Annotated in this window: 19 protein-coding genes; 13 read left to right on the top strand and 6 right to left on the bottom strand. The window is 55.1% G+C overall.

Annotated elements, in window-relative coordinates; genetic code table 11:
* Positions 1–46: 46 nt before the first annotated feature.
* Complete coding sequence (locus tag HS100_08260; GenBank protein ID MBE7433897.1) at positions 47–919, bottom strand: fumarate hydratase; 873 nt, start codon at positions 917–919, stop codon at positions 47–49.
* Between the two features lie 111 nt (positions 920–1,030).
* Between HS100_08260 and HS100_08255 the strand changes: the two genes are divergently transcribed.
* Positions 1,031–2,566 (top strand): aspartate ammonia-lyase, encoded by a 1,536-nt coding sequence (locus HS100_08255; protein MBE7433896.1) that lies wholly within the window; start codon positions 1,031–1,033, stop codon positions 2,564–2,566.
* A gap of 262 nt (positions 2,567–2,828) precedes the next feature.
* Positions 2,829–3,461: a hypothetical protein gene (locus HS100_08250; protein ID MBE7433895.1), complete on the top strand. Its 633-nt coding sequence runs from the start codon at positions 2,829–2,831 to the stop codon at positions 3,459–3,461.
* A 146-nt stretch (positions 3,462–3,607) separates the two neighbouring features.
* On the opposite strand, the gene HS100_08245 is transcribed toward HS100_08250, so the two are convergent.
* Positions 3,608–4,618: a GNAT family N-acetyltransferase gene (locus tag HS100_08245; GenBank protein MBE7433894.1), complete on the bottom strand. Its 1,011-nt coding sequence runs from the start codon at positions 4,616–4,618 to the stop codon at positions 3,608–3,610.
* Between the two features lie 52 nt (positions 4,619–4,670).
* Between HS100_08245 and HS100_08240 the strand changes: the two genes are divergently transcribed.
* The 3 genes from HS100_08240 (at position 4,671) to HS100_08230 (ending at position 11,293) form a co-directional block, all read left to right on the top strand.
* On the top strand, positions 4,671–7,061 hold the full coding sequence (locus HS100_08240; GenBank protein ID MBE7433893.1) for a hypothetical protein: 2,391 nt from the start codon (positions 4,671–4,673) through the stop codon (positions 7,059–7,061).
* A gap of 16 nt (positions 7,062–7,077) precedes the next feature.
* A complete protein-coding gene (locus HS100_08235) occupies positions 7,078–8,061 on the top strand; it encodes a hypothetical protein (GenBank protein ID MBE7433892.1) in 984 nt (327 codons plus the stop codon).
* A 127-nt stretch (positions 8,062–8,188) separates the two neighbouring features.
* Positions 8,189–11,293: a diguanylate cyclase gene (locus tag HS100_08230; protein ID MBE7433891.1), complete on the top strand. Its 3,105-nt coding sequence runs from the start codon at positions 8,189–8,191 to the stop codon at positions 11,291–11,293.
* Here HS100_08230 and HS100_08225 read toward each other — a convergent pair whose 3' ends face one another.
* Positions 11,294–12,013, bottom strand: coding sequence for a class I SAM-dependent methyltransferase (locus tag HS100_08225; protein ID MBE7433890.1), 720 nt, complete (start codon positions 12,011–12,013; stop codon positions 11,294–11,296).
* Positions 12,014–12,061: 48 nt separating this feature from the next.
* Between HS100_08225 and HS100_08220 the strand changes: the two genes are divergently transcribed.
* The 4 genes from HS100_08220 to era are packed head-to-tail and all read left to right on the top strand — an operon-like array spanning position 12,062 to position 16,355.
* The gene (locus HS100_08220) at positions 12,062–12,826 is read left to right on the top strand and encodes a phosphoadenylyl-sulfate reductase (protein ID MBE7433889.1); all 765 of its coding nucleotides are present in this window, start codon (positions 12,062–12,064) and stop codon (positions 12,824–12,826) included.
* A gap of 41 nt (positions 12,827–12,867) precedes the next feature.
* A complete protein-coding gene (locus HS100_08215) occupies positions 12,868–14,529 on the top strand; it encodes a tRNA uridine(34) 5-carboxymethylaminomethyl modification radical SAM/GNAT enzyme Elp3 (protein ID MBE7433888.1) in 1,662 nt (553 codons plus the stop codon).
* A gap of 51 nt (positions 14,530–14,580) precedes the next feature.
* Positions 14,581–15,459, top strand: a complete 879-nt coding sequence (locus HS100_08210) for a DMT family transporter (protein MBE7433887.1) — start codon at positions 14,581–14,583, stop codon at positions 15,457–15,459.
* On the top strand, positions 15,456–16,355 hold the full coding sequence (gene era, locus HS100_08205) for a GTPase Era (protein MBE7433886.1): 900 nt from the start codon (positions 15,456–15,458) through the stop codon (positions 16,353–16,355). Before HS100_08210 ends, era begins: the two co-directional genes overlap by 4 nt.
* Before the next feature lie 59 nt (positions 16,356–16,414).
* Here era and HS100_08200 read toward each other — a convergent pair whose 3' ends face one another.
* The 3 genes from HS100_08200 to HS100_08190 all read right to left on the bottom strand — a co-directional run bounded on the left by HS100_08200 (position 16,415) and on the right by HS100_08190 (position 19,823).
* Positions 16,415–17,668 carry a hypothetical protein gene (locus tag HS100_08200; protein ID MBE7433885.1) on the bottom strand — a complete coding sequence of 418 codons (1,254 nt, stop codon included), beginning with the start codon at positions 17,666–17,668 and terminating at the stop codon, positions 16,415–16,417.
* A gap of 43 nt (positions 17,669–17,711) precedes the next feature.
* Positions 17,712–18,569, bottom strand: a complete 858-nt coding sequence (gene panB, locus HS100_08195) for a 3-methyl-2-oxobutanoate hydroxymethyltransferase (protein ID MBE7433884.1) — start codon at positions 18,567–18,569, stop codon at positions 17,712–17,714.
* A gap of 369 nt (positions 18,570–18,938) precedes the next feature.
* Positions 18,939–19,823, bottom strand: a complete 885-nt coding sequence (locus tag HS100_08190) for a YitT family protein (GenBank protein ID MBE7433883.1) — start codon at positions 19,821–19,823, stop codon at positions 18,939–18,941.
* Between the two features lie 72 nt (positions 19,824–19,895).
* Here HS100_08190 and HS100_08185 point away from each other — a divergent pair, with 72 nt between their 5' ends.
* From HS100_08185 to HS100_08170, 4 genes are all read left to right on the top strand, one after another.
* Entirely contained in the window at positions 19,896–20,897 is a 1,002-nt protein-coding gene (locus HS100_08185; GenBank protein ID MBE7433882.1) for a flippase-like domain-containing protein, read from the top strand.
* Positions 20,898–20,949: 52 nt separating this feature from the next.
* Positions 20,950–21,567 carry a response regulator transcription factor gene (locus tag HS100_08180; GenBank protein MBE7433881.1) on the top strand — a complete coding sequence of 206 codons (618 nt, stop codon included), beginning with the start codon at positions 20,950–20,952 and terminating at the stop codon, positions 21,565–21,567.
* A gap of 16 nt (positions 21,568–21,583) precedes the next feature.
* Positions 21,584–22,864 carry an NAD(P)/FAD-dependent oxidoreductase gene (locus HS100_08175; GenBank protein ID MBE7433880.1) on the top strand — a complete coding sequence of 427 codons (1,281 nt, stop codon included), beginning with the start codon at positions 21,584–21,586 and terminating at the stop codon, positions 22,862–22,864.
* A gap of 152 nt (positions 22,865–23,016) precedes the next feature.
* Positions 23,017–24,810, top strand: coding sequence for a peptide ABC transporter substrate-binding protein (locus tag HS100_08170; protein MBE7433879.1), 1,794 nt, complete (start codon positions 23,017–23,019; stop codon positions 24,808–24,810).
* Positions 24,811–24,845: the final 35 nt, after the last annotated feature.

Here is a 24,845-nt window from a genome sequence, read left to right as displayed (position 1 = left end):
TCGCTCCTTACGAATTACGCATTACATGATACGGAATGCGTAAAGATCAATCGTAGATGGTTTCATTTCCCTTCACGGTCATCTTGCGGCGGCGGTATGCCCAGCACATGTAAGAAACTGAAACGAAGTATGAAGCGGGCAACCGGCTCAGGCCGGTGATCTTCGTATCCAGCACAGTGGTCTTGCCGCCGAATCCCATCGGACCGATCCCCATTTCGTTGGCTTCTTTTGTGAGGCGTTCTTCGAGTTCGGCAAGTTTTGGGTCTTCGTTCCGAGTTCCCATTTCGCTGAATAAGACTTCCTTGGACTTTATGTAGGAAGAACCGCGGTCGCCTCCAATGGACACGCCCAAAATGCCCGGCGCGCATCCCAGCCCCTGTGCTTTTTGGACCGCGTCCAACACCACTTTGCGGACTCCAGCCAGATCGCGGCCTGCGCCGAGGGAATTATCCGGCAGGGAATACTGACGGCCCACATTTTCGCATCCGCCGCCCTTGAGCATCAACTCGATGACGAGTTCGTCGCCTTCGGTCTCTTCAAAATGGATATAAGGGAAGTCGTCGCCTCCGAGATTGTTGCCTGAGTTTTTATCGTAAATGGCATCGACGGCATTCGGACGCATGAAGGATTTCCTCGTCGCCTCTTCCATCGCGGCGCGAATCTGTCTGCGGAGCTGGATCGTGGACCAGCCCACAGGGTAATGCACGTAAAAGATGGGCGTGCCGGTATCCTGGCAGATCGGCGTGGAATTGGTGCGGGAGAGTTCGATATTCTTCATGATGGTCTCCAACGCGCCTCGCGCCGCGGAACCGGGTGCTTCCTTCTCAATGGATTCCCGTAAACGTTTTTCGACATCCGGCGGCAGGGAACTGGATGTGCGCCGGATGAGTTCGACGATTTCTTTGGTTAACTCTCGCATGGGTGACTCCTCTTTGTAAAATGATGATACCCCGATTCATGCGCCCCTGATAAGTTCACTAGGTATGGAAATTCCGTGACGATTATAATGTTTTGAGCCAAAGGAAAAACCATGTCTCCAAAAGAGTTTAGGAAAGAAAAAGATTCGCTCGGAGAGTTAAACATCCCGACTTCTGCCTTGTACGGCGTGCAGACCCAGCGCGCGGTGGAAAACTTCCCCATCAGCGGATTACGTCCCTGGCGCGCCTTTGTCTGGTCGGTGGCGGCGGTCAAACGCGCGGCGGCCATCGTCAACTACGATCTCGGTTTATTCAACGACCGCGAAGTTGACGGAAACCCCGCTCGTAACATAGGAAAAATTCAAGGAAATGAGCGGGGCAGGAAATTCACCGCCAAAGAACTCTCAGATGCAATCGTGCAAGCCGCAACGGAAGTAATGGACGGCAAATGGGATTCGCAATTCGTAGTCGATCCCTTCCAGGCGGGCGCGGGGACGAGTCACAACATGAACGCGAACGAAGTCATCGCCAACCGCGCCACGCAACTCCTCGGCGGCGAACCCGGAGAGTATTACGTCCACCCGAACGACCACGTCAACATGGCGCAATCTACGAACGACGTGATTCCAACATCCATTCGGCTTGGCGCGTTGTGGAGGCTGGATGAACTGCTCGCTTCATTGAAGTCCCTCCAAAGCGCGCTCGAAACCAAAGCCAAAGAGTTCGATCCTGTCGTGAAATCGGGCCGCACGCATTTGCAGGACGCCGTTCCGGTGCGACTCGGTCAGGAGTTTGGCGCGTACGCCAAAGCCGTCGAACGCGATACGGAGCGCATCCGCAGATCGGCTGAGGGATTGCGCAGGCTCGGCATCGGTGGGACAGCCGTCGGGTCCGGTTTGAACGCGCATCCCAAATATCACAGCCACATGGTGGCGACTCTCTCCGGGATGACGGGGATCAAATTGCATACATCCGACAACCTTTTTGAATCGATGCAATCCATGGCGGATGTGGCGGACTTCTCCGCCTCGCTTCGGACTCTCGCGTTGACGTTGATCCGGGTCGCGAACGATTTTCGCCTCCTCTCGTCCGGACCGTCGACCGGGTTCGACGAAATCAGATTGCCCACCGTTCAGCCCGGTTCTTCGATCATGCCGGGAAAAGTGAATCCCGTTCTGGCGGAGATGCTCGATCAGGCGATGTTCCATGTCGTCGGCTGTGACACGACCGTGATGATGGCAGTGCAAGCCGGTCAACTGGAATTGAATGTGATGATGCCGGTCATCGCGCACAATCTCTTCGAGATGATGCAGGTGATGATCGGCTCGGTGACCGCATTCACCGAACGCGCGGTGAAGGGAGTGACAGCGAATGCCGAAAAAGCCGAAGGCTGGCTGGCAAAGAACGCCATCGTTGTGACGGCATTGAACCCAGTCATCGGGTACTCGCAGGGAGCGGCGCTCGTCAAGGAGGCGCTCGCGATGAATGCTTCGATTAAGGAGTTGGCGCTGGAAAAAGCGAAGGCGGGCGCGTTGAAGCACCGCGATGGAGACCGCCCGGTCAGGCCGGAAGAGATCGAAGCGGCATTGAGCGACCTGCGCAAACTGACCGACGGCGGAATCTTCGACGGGAGCATGGGCGGCGGGTAAATAAAATCCAAACTCATGTTGCGACTCTTTGTTCAGTCAAAAGGATAGATCGAGATTCTTAACGCGAGGGCGCAAAGACGCAAAGATTTTTCCCGGCGGCTTTGCGACTTCGCGTTAATGACCGACTTGCCTTACGCGAGGTGGCGACTTTGTTTAGTTCAACAGTTGCACGGGGCACAGACTCGAGCTTGCAAATCACAACGCGGAGGCGGATCGCGGGTTGTAGGTCTCATCGATAATAACTTTGAAGCCGGGAGGCGTTATGGATTTCGCAAAACTACTTAAATCGGTCGAGGACGCGGTCTACGAGGTGATGGTCTGGCTGCTGCTCCTGCCCAAGACGTTGATACGCGCCACGTTCCGCCCCAGATGGGCGATGAAATACATTGATGAAGAGTGGGAAAAGAAACCGGATGAACGTTTCGACGAATATCTCTCGCCTGTGATGCTGTGGCTGTTGTCCGCCGTCCTGCCCATGACGACCATCTTCATCCTCGCCAGCCCCGACATCTCGTCCGCCGACGATTTTCTAAAAGTGCTCTCCAACCGTATCTACCAAGTGACTTTCTACATGATGCTCATCCCCTTCATTTACATCGTTGGGGTCGAGTGGCTTAACAAGAACCCGGTCAAACGGTCATCGTTGAAGGTCTCGTTCTACAGGCACTGCTACGCGCTGGCGCCCGCCCAGATATTAACCTTTTTATCAGCCGGGCTTACGGCGATCAATCCGTTCCTGTTTTTCATTCCATTGCTCCTGATTCCGTTCTACGAAGCGTTTGTCTATCAGATCGAACTCAGGATCGGTTTTTTTCGGGCGTTCCTCTACGCCAGTGTCCCCCAGATCCTGGTGATCGGGGTGTTCTTTTGGTTTTTCACCATCGTTCCGGCTTAGCAATCCTGGCCTGAATTACGAAACGACATAGTATTCCTAAATCGGCCATGGATGGGCGTTCTTCTACGCGCTCATCCCCCAGGTCCTGTTGACCCTTGTGTTTCTCCTACTTGCAGGCACGTTTTTGCCCGCGGCACCTTAATGGACTACCTCTCCACCTTCGCCCGCATCACGAAGCGGTTCACCCCCCCGAAGCGATATTTGTACTCCTCGTCGCCGCGCATGAAATCGAATTCATGGCGTTTGTTTTCACAGCACCATTGAATCGTGTGGGCGAGCAAGACCCAGCCGGGAGAAAGTTCCATGTGGGCGCGGCTGACCCCGGAGTTGTAGCCCCATAATTTTCCGTTGTAATCGAAATTCAAAGAAGCGGCTGTCTTTACCCCGCCAATCTCCAGAAAACCGAGCCAAAGATAGCCATTTTCATGCGCGGCGCGGAGGACGGCCGTCATCTGTTCGCGCATGGCGGGATGCAAAAAGGTTGCTTTGTTGGGGTCATGCAGCATCAAGTCGAAGAAGGCGTTGAGTTCGGGTTCGATGTCGGCTGAATGATCCACAAGGATAAAACGCACGTTCAACTCAGACTCGGCGGCGCGCCGCATTTTGCGGCGGATCTCGTGTCGCTGTTTCTTTTCGATCCGCGAGAGATATTCGTCGAAATCGCCGTTCAAGGCGATGCGCGGCGTGGGACGATAGATTTCCTCATGATTGGTCCAGCCGCGCGTGGTTGACTCCGTTTTGAGGGCGGCGAGGGTCGGAGAGTCATCGGGGAGGTTATACCAATCGAGACGGGACCAGGGATCAATCCGGTTTGAGGCGAGAAAATCCAAAAGCCCGGAGAGGAATCGCGTGTGGTCATCCGGGCGAACGATCAAATCCAGATAATCCGATATCTCGATGCTTCCATTGAGCAGCAATGCAGGCTGGTTTTCGTATTCCGAGATGAAGAGCGGGGCGATGCCGATAAGCTTTTCGTTTTCGCGCGCAGTGACCAAAACCAATCGCGCGTCCTTCCATTCGCCGCCGCCGCGATGTTCCCACCACAAACGTTGATATTCATACCGGGAAAAAGGCGTATTGCTGATGGACTCTTTGAGAAGCCCGTTCCATTCATTCGCCTGTATTTGAGAGAAATCTTCTAGAAGGGTATAGTGCATGGGCGTCGAAATTTTACCAGTATAATGAAGGCGACTTAAGCGATAATCTTACATGCCCCTCGACATTAACCTCTCAGCACTATACCGCATTCAGGGCCAGGAGCCGGGCGAGATGCCCGGCGTGCTGGCGGTTCATCCGCCCAAGACGGCCGCGCGCGGGCGCGAACAGGATCGCCTGATCGTCTATCTTTTACTGGCAGGCAACGCCGCCATCAGCACAAGCGAATATCGCAAACTTGCCGAAGACGTCGCGGATGTCTTTTATCAAACGCCGCGCGCGGTGACGAGCGCCTTGCGCGCCGCCGCCGATTCCTTGAACAAGACCCTTCTCGACCGTAACATGTCCACCAGCGGGCGCGGACAATATACGCTGGCATGGATGGTCCTCGCCGTCCTGCGCGAATCGCAATGCATCTTTTCGATCAACGGACCCATGCATGCCTATTGGTTCGGCGCGGACGGTTCGCGTCACACCTTCGAGCCTTCGATCTCAGGCAAGGGTTTGGGTTCGAGCCAGGCGGTCAACATCCATTATGCGCAGGCAGACCTGGCTGCAAACGATCTCCTGCTTTTTTGCGGGCGCCTGCCCAATGCGTGGAGCACTCCGCTCGAAAGCACGCAATCTTCATCCTTCGAAGCCATGCGCCGCCGTTTGACGTCGCTCACCACCGAAGACTTGAACGCGGTATTGATCCAAATCGTTGCAGGCAACGGTTCGATCAATTTCTTCAAAACAGGGACGGATACCACGCCGCAAGTGGACGAACCGCCCGAGCCTCTTCCTGAATCCCAGCCTGCCCCAGACACAAACTCCGAGTTGCCAGCCATTCAAGAATCTGAATCCACGCCCGAAGCGCATCTACTTCAACCCTCGGCATACTCGATTCCCCCGCAAAAGGAAGAAGCGCTTCCCATTTCAAAACCAGCCGCAGATCCGCTTGCGCACCTTCCACATAAGACCGCACCGCGCGAATTTCCGGCTTCCATTCCGCGCGCGAAACCGCAACCGGCCGAGGAAGGAAATGCTGAGCGCGAAGTTCCCGCTCCGCCTGAGCCTGCGGTTGAGCAGATTCCAAAAATCGAGATTCCCCCCGAACCGCGCGAACCGTCGCCGCAGGCAAAACAAGCCGCCAAAGCCATTGTCAACGTCATGCAGGGAGTCCGGCACGGAAGCGCGACCCTCGGAGAACGAATTCGGAATTTCCTTCCGCGCCTTTTGCCCGCCTCTGAATCGCCGGATGCGCCTTCGGTTTCTCCCGGCGCATTGATGGGCTTCCTCGCCATCCTGATTCCATTGATCGTGGTGACCATCGCCGTGGTCGTCTATATGCGCTACGGACGCAACGAACAATACGATGTCTATTACAACCAGGCATTGCAGTTGAAAACGCAGGCGCTCGCCCTCACGAATCCGGTTGAGCAGCGCATCGCCTGGGAAAATGTATTGCTGAACGTCGAACGGGCCGAGGCGCACAACGTCACCAGCGATACCATCGCCCTGCGGGAAGAGGCGCAGGCAAATCACGACTCGCTGCTTGGGATCGTGCGCATGCAGTTCAATCCCGCCTTCGGCTCGAAACCGGGTATCGACATCAGCCGTATGGCCGCAACCGAGAACGACATTTACATGCTCAACGCCGCCAATGGCGAAATCCTGCGGGCTCTTCCATCCGGTAACGGGGGCTTCGAACTGGATAGGACTTTCGATTGCAAGCCCGGCGTCAATAACAATGCCGGTCCTTTGGTGGATATCCTTGCCCTGCCCATCACAAATATCTACGGCGCATCGGTCCTTGGGATCGACGCGGTCGGCAATTTAGTCTATTGCAGGCCCGGGGGAACGCCGCAGACCGGACTCCTGCCCGCGCCCGACACGAACTGGTCTCGCATCACGAGCTTCATTCTCGATGCTGGAAATCTTTATGTTCTGGATGCACCCGCCCGCGCCGTGTGGGTCTACCCCGGCAAGGAAGCCGCTTTCGTGGATCGGCCGTACTTCTTCTTCGGTCAACAAACCCCCACGCAGGATGTGATCGATTTCCTCGTCTCCGGCGATGAGATGTATCTCCTGCACGCCGACGGACGCATCTCCAGGTGCAATTTCAGCCGCGTGAATGCAAGCGCCTCGAAATGCGAAGACCCGCTCAATCGGATCAATCCCTTCCCCGCTTATGCGGATATGGATTTGTTCGCCGCCGCCCACTTTACCCAGATCATCTTCGCCGCCCCGCCCGATCCTTCCATTCTGTTGCTGGATTCAGAGGGGCAGAACGTCATGCGTTTCGCGCCGCGCACGCTCGAGCTGCAGAACCAGTTCCAACCGAAGGCGGGAAGCGGGAATCCCATTCCCCCAGCCCCGGCGGCCGCCGTAGCCGTCAGCCCCGATCATGTGTTGTATCTAGCAGTGGACGGCCAGGTTTATTTCGCCGTCAACATGCCTTGAAGCGAGGAGAACTCTCATGCCCGATCTCTTGACAACCCTCATCAACCTCTTCCGCCCCGCCCCCTACCCCAAAGACAGCACCACCGAGCCCGCCCAGATCACCCGGAGCAAGGTGCTGTTGATCGTCTATGATCCGGTCATGGATACGGCGACGAACGTAAAACTCTCCCAAAAGTTGAAGTGGAATAACACAACCGACCTTGTGACGGGTTTCATCGCGGACATTCTGGAAACAAGCAAGGGAATGGTGCGTTACGAGATCGCCCAGCGCGTGGATGTGAACGAATTTCCCGCCAAGACGGACGGCTTCCGGTACACATCGAAGACCATTTACGACGTACTGACCGGCGCATCCCAGCCGCACATGCCGCAGGAAGTCAACTATGCCGCCATCGTCAACAAATTCAACATCCTCCAGCGCGTGGCGCGCAACGAGGTCGACGAAGTATGGATCTTCGGCTTTCCCCATGCCGGGTTTTACGAATCCATCATGGCCGGTCCCGGCGCATTCTGGTGCAACGCGCCCCCGCTGGCGAATACGTCCGCGAGCAAACGCCGCTTTGTGATCATGGGATTCTCGTACGAGCGCGGTGTCGGCGAAATGCACGAGTCCTATGGCCATCGCGCCGAGGCCATCATGGAGAAGACGTTCGGCAAAACAACCGGCGACGCAAATCTTTGGAAGCGTTTCATCCGTTACGATAAGACATCCCGCGGCAAAGCTGCCTGCGGCAACATTCACTTCGCGCCGAACAGCCAGTCGGATTACGACTGGGGCAACAACACCCCGGTCCAAAGCGAATGTTACGATTGGCTGTTGAACTTCCCGAACTTCAAGGGCGATATCCGCACCGTGGACTCAAGCGAATGGGGCAGCGGCGAGATCCGTGCCCATCACAAATGGTGGTTCAACCACATCCCGCGCGCCGCCGGGCGAAGGAACGGCATCCACAACAACTGGTGGCAGTACATCGCCACGCCGCAGAAAGTGCTGATATAACCCCACCAGGAAAAATGCAAGGCTCACCGTACTATCGACGTTTACAAATTTGAGAGTTTGGATGCATTATGACAGAATTGCAATGAAATTGATCCTCGAACTGCATACAATTTATCAATAACAATGCATGTTCGCACGTCCTGATATTTATATCCCTCTCATCTACATTGTAGCAGCCGTCCCATATGCCTTGTTGGGGTTGTATGCATGGCGCAGAAGACCCGCGGTGGCAGTCACGCCATTCGCCTGGGCCATGGTCGGCATGTCTATCTGGGCGTTCGCGTACGGCCTTGAGATTATCTTCCCCTACGTTCCCATAAAACTGTTCTTCGTACAGATCGAATACATCGGCATCGTCATGGCTCCCGTGTACATGCTGTTCTTCGCGTTCGAATATACGGGCAACAATCACCTGCTTACGCGGCGAAACCGGATTCTGTTCTGGACGATCCCCATCCTGACGCTCATCCTCGTTTGGACAAGCGGCAATCACAGCCTGATGTGGAAAGTAAGGGGATTGGCGGAAAATCAAGGCCTGCTGCTGCTCTCGCTTCAATACGGACCGGTTTTTTGGGTTCACACGATCTATTCTTATACACTGGTAGTTGTGACCGCCGTCCTGTTAATCGTCGAACTGATCCAGCGACCGGGAATCTACCGCGCGCAGCTCAGTTTCGTTATCTTGAGCATTGCCAGCCCATTCATCGGGAGCGTGATCTATGTCGTTGGCATCGGACCCGTCCCCAACCTTGATCTTGCAACCCTGTTCTTCCTGCCGACCGCGCTGGGACTGTTCTGGGCAATCCGCAAATACCGCCTGCTTGAAGTCCTGCCGCCCGAACACATCAGCGTCATCAAGAACATGAAGGACGGCGTGATCGTACTGAACGCCCAGCAGCGCATCCTCTATCTCAACCCGACGGCGGAGAAATTGGTCAATCGCAACGAACATGAAGTTATCGGCCAGCCGTTCGCGCATGTCGCAAGGAAATTCCACGAAGGCCTGCTTCCGCACCTGGGAGCGGGCGAGCACCGGGCTGAGATCAAGGTCATGGATGGCGATCAGCTCAAAGTCTACGAAGCGACCGTTTCCCCCCTCCAAGCCTTGCAGACTTCCGGATCACAAAACGGCACGGACCAGATGGTCATCCTGCATGACGTCACACGTCGCAAGGAGGTGGAATTTGCGCTTTCCCGCCGCGAGTCGATCATGTCTGCCATCAGTTTTGCGGCGGAACGGTTTTTGAAGGCTTCCGCCTGGGAGCAGAACATTCCGGAGGTGTTGGAGAAGCTCGGTCAGGCTGCCGATGCGAGCCGCGTTTTTGTGGTGGTGAATTACACGGATGATGACAGGGTGATTCATTCAAGCCTGTGTTATGAATGGACCGCGCCCGGGACCGAGCCGCAGATTCGGAATCCCGCTTTGCAGCATGTCCCATTGCGGAAAGCCGGCTTTGGCAGGTGGGAAAAGTCCCTTTCCAATGGAGAGGTGATCCACGGTTTGGTAAGAAATTTTCCGGTTGAAGAGCGGCAATTTTTCAAGCCGTTGGGCAGTCTTTCTGTCGTTGCCATCCCGATTTTCGCGCAAACCCAATGGTGGGGATTCCTGATGTTCGATGAGAGCCGCGCGGAACGCGAATGGACGACCACTGAGCTGGAAGCCTTCCATGCTGCGGCCGGCATCTTCGGGTCCGCCGAGACGCGCGCTCGTGCCGAGCAAAAGGTCATCCGCCGCCAGCATACGTTGAGCCTGCTGCACAATATCGTGGAAGTTTCGCTTCAAGCCGAAGCGGTCAAAGACCTCGCGCAGGTCGTCGTGGACCGTCTTGGTAAACTGATCGACGCGGACGGCTGTTTTATGACTTTATGGGACGAGGAGAATAAAGTTCCGGTCCCGATCGCCGCGTATGGCCCGCCAAAGGATATATACGCAACCTATAAACCAAAGACCGGCGAAGTTACTTTTACCCAATCGGCTCTGGAACTTGACCGAACGCTGGTCGTGGAGGATACAGCGAACACATCGTACGCCGACCCGGAGATCATCCACCAATTTCCAGCCAAGTCCGTCCTTGTGCTGCCCCTGAAAGCGGCTAAAAAGAACCTGGGGGCGGTCATCCTTGCCTTCAACAAGCATCACGAATTCAAAAAGGAAGAGATCGGCATCAGCGAACAGGCGGCGGCATTGATCGCCCTCGCGCTGGAAAAATTCCAGGCGGTGGAAGAGGCGAAGCGCCGCGCCGAAACATCCGAGACCTTGCGCAAAGCGGGCCTTGCCATCGTCGAAAAACTTGAACTGGACCAGACCGTCTCACACATCCTCGAACACCTGAACCGGGTCATCACCTACGATAGCGCCTCGGTCCAGCTGCTGGAAGAGGATGGAAGTCAATTGAAGATCATCGGAGGAAGCGGTTTCCAAATGCTCAAGGAAGTGCTCGAGATGCGTTTCCCCATACCGGGCGATAATCCCAATTCCATTGTCATCCAGACTGGGAGACCGCACATCATCGGAGACGCGCCGTCGAAGTATCCGGCGTTCCGCGAAAAACAAAACGCCCATATTCGTTCATGGCTGGGCGTTCCGCTCATTGCTCAAAATAAAACCATCGGTTTGCTTGCCATAGACAGCAAGGAACCGGACAGGTTTACAGACAAGGATGCCGACCTGGCTGCCACCTATGCAAGCCAGGTGGCGATTGTTCTCGAAAACGCGCGCATCCATCAAGAGACGCAAACCCAGGCGATCACCGATCCATTGACCGGGTTGTACAACCGGCGCGGCTTATACCAACTGGGGGAATTCGAATTCCAGCGTTCGCGCCGCATCGACCGCCCGTTCAGCGCCATGATGCTCGACATCGACCGCTTTAAGAATGTCAACGACCGGTATGGGCACGCCACAGGCGACCAGGTCCTTCATCAACTGGCTCAGCATTGTCTCAAAAATTCCCGCACGACGGACCTGGTCGGAAGGTATGGCGGCGAAGAATTTGTCATACTCCTGACCGAGACAAACCTCGAAGCCGCCCGCATGATCGCCGAACGCCTTTGTCTGGGGATCGCGATAAAACCCTTCCAAACAGAAATTGGCGACTTATCCATCACTTCCAGCATCGGCGTAAGCGAGGCAAAACATTCCGATACTCTGAATACCCTCATCGAACGGGCAGATGCCGCACTTTATCAGGCGAAAAGCTCCGGGCGCAACCGCGTCTTCGTTTGCGAATAATCATTTGTGAATCCAGATTTGATACAACCCCAGCCGGCCGTTTTCTCCATCGGAATAAAACCCCGCCTCGACCTTCATTTGAACTTGATTCGCCAGCCCAAGCAGTTCCTCCGCTGAAAATTGATGCGCATACCGCAAGCCCCCTCCCCCGCCCCCGCGCCAATCAAGCAGATAATCGCCTGAATCCACATCTTCATCGGATAACCCCACCCGGCTCCACGGCTGGATTCTCGACTTCAACTTCTCGCTGTTCAAGAACTGCCAGTTCGAGAGGATGAATCTACCATCCGGTTTCAAAAGCGTTTTCACCGTGCGCAAAATATCCAGGCGGATTTCATTCGCCGGAATATGATGCAGGGTTGCGAACATCGTGATCACATCCCAACCGCCATCTACTGATAACTGATCAGTGGTTAATGATAGCTGCGCAAGATCGACGGCTTTGAACCCAACTCCCGGCGTGGATTCGGCTTCTCGAAGCAGGGGCAGGCTGAAGTCCGCGCCGAGAAGCGATGCTCGATGACCACGTTTGTGCAGTTCGCGCAGGAACAATCCGTTGCCGCATCCCAGGTCGAGAACGGAGTCATCCTCTCCAATCGAATCTAAGATCTTCCTTACGCCATGCTGCAATCGCTGACGTGTGGCGGAAAAGGATCCGGCAAACTGTTCGTAGAAGTCCCGGTTCAACTCGATCAACCGTTTTGTTGTGCGCGAATCCATGACAGGATTATAACGTTATGCCACCTCCGGGCTGGGTATAATCCGGTCATGCTTTCGGATCGTGAAATCACAATTCTCTCCAACGAGTTCGAGACGAAGACGCCGCAGGAGATCATCCGCTGGGCGGTGGATTCGTTTTCGCCTTTGGTCGCGATGAGTTCGTCGTTCCAAACCCAGTCCATGCCGCTCCTGCACATGGTTTCGAGAATCAAAAGCGACCTGCCGATCTTCTTCATCGATACCGGTTATCACTTTTGGGAAACACTGGAGTTCCGCGAGCAGATCGCGATGCAATGGAACCTCAATGTGATCGATCTGTACCGCGACACGCGCTGGGTTGCGTTCGCGCGTCAGCACATTCGCAAGCTTCCGCTCGAAGATCCGACGCTGTGTTGTTATCTTCACAAGGTGCAGCCCGTGCAGGAAGCCTTGAAAAGCATGAAGGCATGGATCACAGGCATCCGCCGCGACCAGACCGCTGTGCGCGCGCAGGCAAAAATATTGGAACTTCAGCCGGACGGCTTGTTGAAGGTCAACCCGCTCTTGAACTGGACCAGGACGGATGTGAAACGATATGCGGAAGAACATCATCTGCCCGTCCACCCTTTATATGAAAAAGGCTACCGCAGCATCGGCTGCGCTCCCTGCACCATCGCCATCGGCGTAGACGAGGACGACCGCGCGGGCCGCTGGGCCGGGCGCGGCAAGGTGGAATGCGGCTTGCATACGGACATGTTCAAAAAGAAGGATATCGGGGAAGTGAAGCAGGAATTTCGGATCGAAGTGCAAGAGGAGAAATCGGCTGGCGTATAATGGGGTTTCATTGCATGTAACTTTATGATTTTGCAGGTATCATGGAATACACCGAAAAACGACAACGCTGGAAGAAAATAAACGCGCTGACCCCGAAGAAATTGGAGTTGGCGCATTTTCTGCTCGAGAAAATCCGCGCGGGGGAAGATGTGATGACAATGCTCCGCCGCCATCCGCTCGAGGGCGGGGGATATTTGAACAAAGCCGCGCTGGTGGCTGCCTATAAACAAATGGTGGAATCGGGGGCGATCGAAGCGGATACGGCTTTACTGGAAAGAATCCGCATGAAGCCGATGCGGACTCTTTCCGGTGTGACAACTGTGACGGTTCTGACCAAGCCATATCCCTGCCCGGGGAAATGCATCTTCTGCCCCACCGATGTGCGCATGCCCAAAAGTTACCTGCCCGATGAACCCGGCGCGATGCGCGCACTCGAACACGAATTCGATCCGTTCACGCAGGTCGAATCGCGCATTCGGGCGTTGAAGCATCTCGGCCATCCTACCGACAAGATCGAATTGTTGATTCTGGGCGGGACCTGGTCGTCGTATAAACGCGATTATCAGGAATGGTTCGTGGCGCGTTGTTTCGATGCGATGAACGAGGCGATAGAAAACCCATCCGCAGATTTGGCGGATGTCACAGAAGAGAAAAACGAAAATCCGCCCGATCTGTGCGATCTGCGGATGGCGCATGAAATCAATGAGACCGCGCCGCACCGCAATGTGGGGTTGGTCATCGAAACACGACCGGATGAGATCGATCGGGATGAAGTCAAATGGCTGCGGCATCTCGGCGTGACCAAGGTGCAGCTTGGCGCGCAAAGTTTCGACGACCACATCCTTGAGATCAATAAACGCGGGCACGACGTGGAATGCACCAGAAAGGCGACGACCTTATTGAGAGCCGCGGGCTTCAAGATCGTCCTACATTGGATGCCGAATTTACTGGGCGCGACTCCCGAATCCGACCGCGAAGATTTTTCCCGCTTATGGGATGACTTCTGCCCGGATGAGATAAAAATCTATCCAAACCAATTGCTCGCCAATGCTGAATTGTACGGGTACTGGCAGCGGGGCGAATTCAAGCCCTACTCCACTGAAGAATTGATTCAACTCATCGCGGATATCAAACCGTCCATCCCCAGATATTGCCGCGTCAACCGCGTCATCCGGGATATTCCGGGCACTAACGTCGTCGAAGGCAATCGCCGAACGAGCCTGAGACAGGATGTCCACAACGAGATGAAGCGGCGCGGGACGAAGTGTCAATGCATTCGCTGCCGGGAGGTAAAAGGCAAGTCTGTCGAGATTTCGTCGTTGACGTTGAACGACCTTGTTTACCCGGCGGGAAAAGCGGAGGAGCATTTCATCTCGTTCAACACCTCTGATGATGGGCTGGCAGGCTTTATCCGCCTCTCACTTCCTTCAAAGGGATCGCCGGAAACAGGCATGCCAGACCTGACCGATGCAGCCTTGATCCGCGAAGTGCATGTGTATGGTCAGTCGCTTCCCGTCGGCGCGGAAAAATCCGGCGCGGCTCAACACACGGGACTGGGCACGCGCCTGCTTGAAGAAGCGGAAAAAACCACCCGCAGGAATGGTTTTTCCAGGCTGGCTGTAATATCGGCAGTGGGAACGCGTCAATACTACCTGGACCGCGGCTTCGAGCGCGGCGAGTTTTATCTGGTAAAGAACGTTTAGATGTCATTGAGGAGAGCAGCGCAATGACATGAAAATCTTAAAGGAGCACATTTGAAAGCAAAACATTGGATCGTATTCGTAACCCTCGGGTTGATTTGGAGTTCGTCCTTCCTGTGGATCAAGATCGGCGTGCAGGAGATCGGTCCCATGGCGCTGGTGGCTTTCCGCATGTTGTTCGGCGCATTGACAGCGGGCGTGATCGCCTTTTACCAACGCATCCCCTTCACCCGCGACCCAAAAGACTGGCTCATCTTTTCCATCCTCGGACCCGCCAGCCTCGCCATTCCCATCTTTTTGATCTCGTGGGGCGAGCAAACCATCGACTCGGCTGTCGCATCCATCCTCAATGCCACCGTTCCGCTCTTTACGCTCGTCATCGCGCACTTCTGGCTTCACGACGACAAGATCACCCCTCAAAAAACCATCGGGCTGCTGGTCGGTTTTTCAGGTGTACTAGTGTTGATGAGCGAAGACCTGCTCGCAAGTGAACACGGCTCGGTCATCGGTCAATTGGCTGTGATTCTCGCCTCCCTATTTTACGCGGGGAGCGCGGTGGGCATTCGTAAATATTCACAACACATGAACAACACGATGCGCGGCGTGGGCTTTCTGGTAACAGCCACCGTATTTATGTGGGTGATCGGTCCCATCGCCGAAAACCCGTTCGAATTCCCGAGCCTGCCCATCACCTGGGTCGCCGCGCTCTGGCTCGGGGTGCTCGGCTCGGGCTTCGCCATGATCATGTTGTATTATTTGATTCATGAGGTCGGTCCCACGCGCGCATCTCTGGTCACCTATCTCTTCCCGGTCGGCGGCGTCATCCTCGGCGTGATCTTCCTGAACGAACATCTCTCCTGGCAGTTGCTCGTCGGCACGATCTTGATCCTGGTCAGTCTGGTCGTCGTCAATTATAAAAAGAAAACTACATGAAGCATCGTTCCGGTTTTATCGCCGTCATTGGTCGCCCCAACGTAGGTAAATCCACACTGCTCAATGCCCTGCTTGGGCAGAAGATCGCTGCCGTATCGCCGCGTCCGCAGACCACGCGCAAAAAACAACTTGGCATACTAACGCTTGAGAACGCACAGCTTATTTTTGTCGACACCCCTGGCATTCACTCCGCAAAGCACAGACTTGGGGAGTTTCTAAATCAAGAAGCAAAAGAAGCCCTTGAAGGCGTGGATGTGATTCTCTGGATCGTGGATGTTTCGACTCCCCCGACCGAAGAGGACATCCTCATCTCTTCCCTCCTCGGGGAAGTTTCGCCTCGGTCCCGCCGAATGCTGGTCCTGAACAAAATGGACCTTGTCGACCCTGAAAATTTTTCCTCGCGCCAGGATGAGTATTCGAAATTGATGGTGAAAGCTTCCGTGATGCAGATTTCTGCGGCGAAACGGATCGGTCTTGACGAACTGACCGAAGCGCTGATCCAAGCCGTCCCTGAGAGAGAGGCGGAATATCCCGAAGACCAGATCACGGATTTGTATGAAAAAGAAATCGCGGGGGATTTGATCCGCGAAGCCTGCCTTTACAAACTGCGCGACGAAGTCCCCCACGGCATGGCAGTGCGCATCGACGAGTTCAAGGAACGCGAGAACGGCATGGCGTACATCGCCGCGACGATCTTTGTGGAACGCGAATCTCAAAAGGGAATCGTCATCGGCGATGGCGGCAAAATGTTGAAAGCGATTGGAAGCGCCGCAAGAAAAGAAATTGAAGAGATGGGCGGCAGAAAAGTTTTTCTGGAATTGCGCGTGAAGGTTTCGAAAGACTGGCGCAACGACCCAAATATGCTCAAGCAATTGGGGTATGGGAAGCGGAAGTAAAAGGTTGACAGTGACCAGTAACCGGTTTCCTGCAGGAAACCGGTTACTGGTTTAATTCACTACTTGTGCAAATTCCGCGCCGCTATAAAACTTAAACCCTTCTCCGTCAACGCCCAGGCGGTGCGGTTGCAGGCGGCAACCTTCTCGATGAAGTTTCGTTGCAGGTTCTCCCAATCACCGCTTTCGATGACTTCCTTCTTCTCGCGGAAGTAGTCGAGGATGTCGGAGGGATGCGCGAGGGTCTGCTCCACATCGGGATCGCCGCCTTCGTGCTTCGCGGCGATGTTCGCCACATGATCGGCGATCTCCACCAATTCGGCGCGGCGGTTGTAGGGCTGGACGACGATGCTCTTATACGTCTCGACGATGTGATGCTCGAAGCGCACAACCCTCTCGAACCCGAGCGCCTTGCGGAAGTCTGCGGTCAATTCCATTGTTTCATTATTGATCGAGTTCGACCAGTTGAAGCCGATCAATGGGGAAGTCCCATCTTCGCGGCTGAACAGCTTTGCCATCATCATGATCCAGAGCGCATGATAGGGATTGTCCGAGCCGAAGAAGACCGAAATCTTGAACTGAATATCCACGCCGAGTTTGTAGAGCATGAAGCCGAGCAGGATCGTACCCGCGTTGAAATTCAAGACATGCTGCACGCCGTAGTTGGTGTAGTAATACAAAAACTCGTCCAGCCACATCAAGGCATGTTCATTGGGCTGACCGATCCCGCCGAAATAACCCGTGATCGTCGCAGGTCCACCGAGGTGTGGGTTCGAGCCGTCGGTGCCTTTTGTGTCGAGCGTCTCCACGAACGACGCGCCGATGATATCCAATGCGGCGACGATGGCGGGCAAATCTCCGTCCGCTTCGGATTCCTTCATCTTGCGCACGGCGATGTAACGCCCGGGCATGAGCGTTTTATTTTCAATGGCTTGTTCCGCCATGACTCGAATCCACGGGAAGTATTGCAAGGCGGATACCTCGAGGGTGACGGCGTACTCGTCCTTGAATTTCATCTTTTTCGCCGCCTCACCCAGGACCTTATGCCTGTAGTCCGCAACCGGGATGAATGCGCCCCTGTCGCGTTGTTGAATCAGCCAGTTGAGGTCCTTGATATGGTCCGGCGCCCTGGCTTCCACCTGCTTGAAGAGATTCTCCATCTTGCGCGACTCGCGGTGCTTGCGGTTGATCTCTTCAGGCGTGCCGTATTTGGCGACCACATCGAAGAAGTTCTTCATCACGCGTGAGTTCGGGTCGAGCAGGACAGAATTGACAGAGCCGAGAAGGTCGGGATTGATTTTGAGGAGAGTTTGCATGTCAGTTTCCTTTTGAAGGGTTACGACCGCCGGATCCGCTCGCTTATCTGTGTACATAGGATCCCTCCTCCAATATCTTCAACAAGTCATCGTACTCTTCATCCGGCATCCCAAACCAATTCTCCTTGGCAGGGAAAGTCTTCTCGGTCACTTCCCTGACGTAGGCGTTAAGTCCCTCGCGGATGACTGCGCCCGCGTCGGCGAAGACCTTTGCCATGCGGGGCTTGAACTTGGGATACAAGGCAAACGCATCGTGGTAGATGAGCAATTGTCCGTGCGCGTGCGGTCCCGAGCCGAGAGACATGATGATGCAATTCTTCGCGCGTTCCGTAATGAGTTCGCACACCCGGTCCGGGACGAGTTCGAGCAGGATGCAGAATGCCCCAGCCTCCTCCAATGCCTTTGCATCGTCCACGATCTTCTTTGCCAGCGAAGCGGACTTTCCCTGCAACTTGAACCCGCCCAGGGCGGAGACAGATTGAGGCGTAAGTCCGAGGTGGCCGATGGTGGGGATTCCAGAGTCCACGATCCCTCTGACGCGATCCGCCATTGCGGCGCCGCCCTCGAGTTTGATCGAGTCGCAGCCCGTCTCAGCCATGAATCTTCCCGCGTTGCGGATGGCGGTTTCGACGCCCGGCTGGTAGCTCATATACGGCATGTCGCCCACCAGCCAGGCATTGGGCGCGCCGCGCCTTACCGCCGCCGTGTGACGAATCATGTCGTCCATCGTGACGGGCAGGGTCGAGTCATAGCCCAGCATGGTCATGCCGAGGCTGTCGCCGACGAGGATCATGTCCACGCCAGCCTGGTCTTGCATGTATGCGGTTGGATAGTCGTAACAGGTGAGCCAGGTGATGGGCAGTTTATCCGCCACTTTTTGATACAGACCCGGCAGGGTCATTTTCTTGCGCGGTTCAGTCATGAGATGCCTCCAAAAAACCATTCCTTGAATGGTTCCATTGATTTCACAAACGCAATGTTCCTTATTTGGTTTAGCATAAGATACTGACAAGTTCAACCATAATTCGTCACTATTTGAAATTACAAAATAAATCGTATCGTTTTTATCCGGATATTTCCCATTTGTCTTTGAATCAAAAACATGACTCACCCCGAAATTAAGGTTTCGTGGGTGAGTTCGTTTTTAAGAACAAATGGGACGCAGATCAACGCTGAAAACGCGGATTTTTATACCTATTCCGCGTAAATCTGCGCTCGTCCGCGTCCCAAATTAAATTCGGGGTTGATTATGTCTGAAATATTGGGAAGTTCATCTGCCTCTCAGCGGTTTGAATCCCTCACCCAGCGCCTCATGCGCCACGCCGACGACCATGAAAGCGTCGGGATCCTTTTCATGGACGATGGCTTTCAATGTGGCGATCTCCGCCCGGTTGACGACGCAATACAAAACAGGGCGGCTGTTACCCGTATAGGCGCCCCTGCCTTCAAGCCAGGTCACTCCGCGCTGGAGTTCGTCGATCACGCACGTCGAGACTTCTTCCGGCTTGCCCGTCACGATCATCGCCGTGCGGACGGTGCTGCCTCCTTCGAGCACCGTCTCCGCCACCAGGCCGCTGATGTATAGGGCGATCATGGCGTACAAGGCGGGCTTCCAACCGAAGACGAAACCAGCGGAAAGAATCACAAGCGTATCCACCATAAGATAACTTTGCGTCATGGGAATTCCGCGCCAATGGTTGAGAACCCGCGCCAGAATGTCCGAGCCGCCGCTCGAACCTCTTGCCCGATAGACAAGCCCGTACCCGATTCCGCTCACGATGGCTCCGTAAAGGGTGTTCAGAAAGATATCATCCTTAAGTTCAGATATGAGGACTTTCGAATACGATTCGAAGATCGGAATATTCACCAGCAAGTCAATAAAAAGCGAATAGGTCAGGATGGCGACGCCGGTGCGCATGGCGAACTTGAATCCGCCCAGGAGCCGCCAGCCGAGAACGAACAGAGGGATATTGCCGATCAATACCATCAACCCGATGGGCCAGCCGGTAAAGCTGTTGATGATCTGTGAAATTCCGCTCACGCCGCCCGAGGCGAGGTCCGCGGGAATGAAGAACAACTGCAGGCTGACCGCCTGGATCAAACTGGAAAAGATGATCAGGGAATAATCCAGGATCGTCGGAAAGTATTTTTTCATTCAAATTCCTTTCAAGGCTGGAATTATACGCGAGCAAGATGTTGGTTTGGTACAATCCCAGCCACTATGCAAATGAAGAAATGGCAGTTCTGGCTCGGGGTGCTGATCAGCATCCTTTTTTTGTGGCTTGCCCTGCGCGGTTTGAAATTGGGCGATTTTTGGGGCGCGATGCAAAAGGCAAATTACATCTGGCTCGCGCCGGGGATCATGGTTTATTTCGTCGGCGTTTGGGTGCGGGCGTGGAGATGGCACTACCTGCTGGGTCCGATCAAAAAGATTCCCACGAAGACCATGTTCCCCGTCACAACCATCGGTTACATGGGGAATAACATCTATCCCGCCCGCGCGGGAGAAGTATTGCGCGCGGTGGTTCTAAAACGCAAAGAAGGCGTTTCGGTCTCCGCATCGCTGGCGACCATCATCGTCGAACGCATCTTCGATGGAGTCGTGATGCTTGCCTTCGTCTTCGTCAACCTCACCGAACTGGCGAAGCTGACAGACGCATCCGGTTTCGTCGGCAATATCCAGCAGGTGGCGGTGATCGGAACCGGGGTTTTCCTCGGCGCGCTAATCGTTTTTCTTCTCGCGGCAATGTTCCCGCAAAAGACGATGAAGATCAGTCAATGGATGATGCGGATATTCGTCCCGCAGAGATATCATCTCCGCCTGACCAACATCATCAACAAATTCCTGGATGGACTTGCCTCGCTTCGCTCCCCTTTCAACGTGTTGATGGTCTTCCTGACATCTGTCTTCATCTGGTTGTTGGAGACCGGCAAATACTGGTTCGTGATGCATGCCTTCGATTTCAACGTCTCGTTCTTCGCGCTGATGTTGATGAACGGCATCGTGAATTTGGCAACCACGATTCCCTCTGCGCCCGGCTACATCGGCACCTTCGACGCCCCCGGCATTGCCGTCCTTACCGCCTACGGGGTGGATCATGCAACCGCGGCCGGATACACCCTCGTCCTGCATGTGGCGCTGTGGGTCCCCATCACAGCCCTCGGCGCTTATTACCTTGCCCGGGAAGGCATTAAATGGAACGAGTCCCTGCGCGCAGAGGCTGAGTAAACCCGCCTCGGTTATACTAGGCTCGAAATGGTTTTCGATAAGGCAGTAAGCCATGCAACCCCAGCCCAGAAAAAAACGAGTCCTGATCGCAGATACCACCCAGGAAACCCGGCGGAATACGCGGGTAATGCTTTCATCCGTCAAAGGCGTGGAGGTGGTCGCCATCGCGCTCGACGGCACGCAAGCCATCGAAATGGCGCGCCTGCACAAACCCGACATCGTCCTCCTGGATATCAACATGTCCAAGGTCGACGGGCTCGCGGCGTATGGGCAAATATTAAAGGAAAACCCGCGCACAGCCTGCATCCTCGTCTCGGCGGAACACCATCCCGAAACCCTTGAAGCGGCAAAAACGCTGGGCATCCAGCATTTTCTCATCAAACCCTTCACCGAACACGAACTGGATAACGCCATGTACGACGTCATTCAACGGCTGGATAAAATGCCCGCGCCTGAGGAGAACAGGGAGACCCGTCTCCGCCGCCTGGCGGAGGAATATATCCGCATCCAACGCACGGATGATGAGGCGGTCAAAGTTCTCGAAGAGGCGATCCAACTGCCCAAGCCTGAACTGCGCTGGATGCAAACCCTGGCAATGATCTACGTCGTCCGTCAAAAGTGGGGCAAATTAAAGGCGCTTGCGGAACAACTCGAAAAAATCAAGAAATAGAACTCGGAGAACTCTTTTGAAAATCGCAATTCTCGGTGCAGGGTTTGGCGGCATGGCGGCCGCCTGGGATCTAAAAAAAACGGGGCACAACGTCACCATTTTTGAAGCAGCAACATATGCCGGCGGACTCGCCAGCGGTTTCAAGGAGCCGCATTGGGATTGGTCGGTGGAAAAGTTCTATCACCATTGGTTCCAATCGGACAAATCCATGCTGGATTTGATCCGCGAACTCGGGCTGGAGGACAAAGTCATCTTTCCGCGGCCGTACACGGTAATGCTTTACAACCACAAATGGTATCCCTTCGATTCGATCCCCCACGCGCTTCTCTTTCCCGGACTTGGATTTGGGTTGAACAAAATCAGGTTCGGTTTCGTCGGACTCTTTCTCCGACTCACAAAGAACTGGCAGGCGCTGGAAAAAGTCACCGCGCATGAGTGGATGATGAAATGGGCGGGTAAAAAAGTCTATGAGCAGATGTGGGAGCCTCTGCTCATCGGGAAATTCGCTTCCTACTATAAAGATGTCAACATGGCGTGGATGTGGGCGCGCATCAAGGCGCGGACGACGCGGCTCGGCACCTTTGAAGGCGGCTTTCAGAAGTTTGCCGATCTCTTCGCCGAGAAACTGCGCCAGCAGGGTGTGGAGATACGGCTTGGAACAAGTATCGAGTCCATTAAGAAGAATCAAGACAAATTGGAAGTGAGAAGCGGGGCGGGCGTCGAATCCTTCGACAAGGTCTTGGTCACCACATCCCCGAATCAAATGGCGAAGTTATGCCCGCAATTGCCCGAATCCTATTTGAAGGGATTGCTCGAATTGAAATCCATGGGCGCGGTGGTGATGACGCTCTCCCTGAAGCATCCGCTTTCACAAGAAGGCTATTACTGGTTCAATGTGCCGAAGGAGGAAGGCTATCCCTTCCTTGCGCTGGTGGAGCATACGAACTTTGTTTCGAAGGATCATTTTGGCGGCGATCATATTGTTTATGCGGGCGATTACCTCGAATTGGGTCACGAGTATTTTTCGTTGAGCGATGAAGAGTTGCTGAAAAAATTCATCCCGGCGTTCGAGAAGTTCAACCCCGAATTCAAACGCGATTGGGTGAAAAAGGTGTGGGTCCATAAAACGAACTATGCCCAGCCTGTCCCGCTCGTGGGGCACTCCAGAAATATCCCGTCGATCCAAACTCCCATTGAAGGTTTATACTTCGCCTCGATGAGCCAGGTCTATCCCTGGGATCGGGGCACGAATTTCGCGGTGGAGATCGGGCGGCGCGCGGCCGGGTTGATGAAATAAGCCGCACGCGAAGATTCCCCAATTTTTAAAAACCCTACTGGAGGGGGGTCTGCTGGATTTGGCTTTCCGGTAAATTTGTATTCGGTGTATAATCGCCAATCATTTTGCGCGGCAAAATGAAAAATCCATTTTCTCTCATGGAGGAGAACCGTATGAAACGAAATCTGTTCGCTTTGCTTTCGTTGCTGGTGCTTGCGAGCATGGTGCTCGCCGCCTGCGGTGGCGCGCCAGAAGCCACCGAAGCCCCCGCCACCGAAGCAGCCCCCGCCACCGAAGCAGCCGCTACTGAAGAAGCCGCTGCTTGTGAACCTGGGGGCACCGAGCCCATCGCGTTCCCGGATGGCGGAAAATCCGTCACCGCCGCCTTCGATCAGGAACCTGATGCCATCGTTCCCTACTTCACCCAGATGTCCTTTGCTGTGTGGGTCACCCAGTTGACCCTGGTCGGCTTGGGCGAGTGGGATGACAAAGGCACCTTCGTGCCCGAATTGGCTGCCGAAGTTCCCACCGCCGAAAATGGCGGCGTTTCCGCCGATGGTCTGACCATCACCTGGAAACTCAAGGACTGCCTCTTCTGGTCCGATGGCGAGCCCATCACTTCAGAAGATGTCAAATTCACCTGGGAACTGGTTGTCGACCCGGCTAACGCTGTTACGACCCGAACCGGCTACGACGTGATCGAAAGCATCGAAACCCCTGATGACACGACCGTGGTCATCAAGTTCGCCGAGCTTTACCCGCCCTGGCCCACCCTGTTCACCCAGGGTCCGAACAATGCGGGATCGATCCTTCCCAAACACATTCTTGAAGGCATCACCGCTGCTGAGACCGATCCGTTCATCCGCATGCCCACTGTGGCTTCCGGTCCGTTCGTCATTACCGAATGGATTCCGGGCGACTACATGACCCTGCTCCCCAACCCGAACTTCTACAAGGGTCGCGCCAATCTCGACCGCGTCCAGATCCGCTTCGTGGCTGACTCTGAAGCCGCCAAAGCCGCCCTTCAAACCGGCGACGTGGATTGGTACCCGAACTTCTCCGAAGGCGACATCGAAGCCCTCGAAGCTCTCGCCCCGGCTGTGGTCCTCACCGTGGTTCCTGGCGTGGACTTCGAACACTACTTCTTCAACATGGGCCGCGTTGACGGTGTTGACGGCCGCGGCGCAGCCGAGAACGAAGGCTTCTGCCCGTTCAAGGACGTCCGCGTTCGCAAGGCGATCACACTCGGCATCAACCGCCAAGCTATTGTGGATACCCTGCTCTTCGGCAAGACGACCGTGCCTGTGAGCCAGTGGCCCAACAGCGCCTGGACGAACACCGACCTCGTTGCTGATGCCTACGATCCTGATGCCGCCGCCGCGCTGCTCGATGAGGCTGGCTACACCGTCGGACCCGATGGCATTCGCGTTGGCGACTGCAACGGCACGCAGACAAAACTGTCCTTCAACTTCGAAACCACCACCGCCCCGATCCGCATCGCCATCGCCACCGTTGCCCAGGCTGACCTCGCCAAGATCGGCGTCGAGTTCACCCCGATCCACACCCCCGCCGGTACCTTCTTCGGCCAGTATGTGGACGGCGGTCCTCTGACCACCGGTAACTACGACATGGGTGGGTACACGACCGGCTTCTACCCCGATCCGTACACTGATAACTACAAGTGTGAGAACATCCCGACCGCGGCGAACCCCACGGGCACCAACTGGTATCACCTGTGCGATCCCGCGCTCTCCGACCTGATGGACACCGCGCTCGACACGGTTGATCCCGCCGCCCGCAAGGCGATCCTCGACGAAGCCCAGGCTTACATTGCCGAGAACTACTATGTTCTCATGATGTACGCCCGCGGCAACGTCTACGGCTCCACCCCGCGCTTCCAATTCGGACCTGTCGGTCCTGAGTCCGATCTCAATTGGAACGCCGAAGATTGGGATGTGACCGAGTAGCAAGAAAAAGTAATATCCATGCACGAAACGAGAGG

The sequence above is a fragment of the Anaerolineales bacterium genome (assembly GCA_015075725.1).
Classification (GTDB): Bacteria; Chloroflexota; Anaerolineae; order Anaerolineales; family Villigracilaceae; genus Villigracilis.
This window is presented reverse-complemented; position numbering and strand designations above follow the sequence as displayed.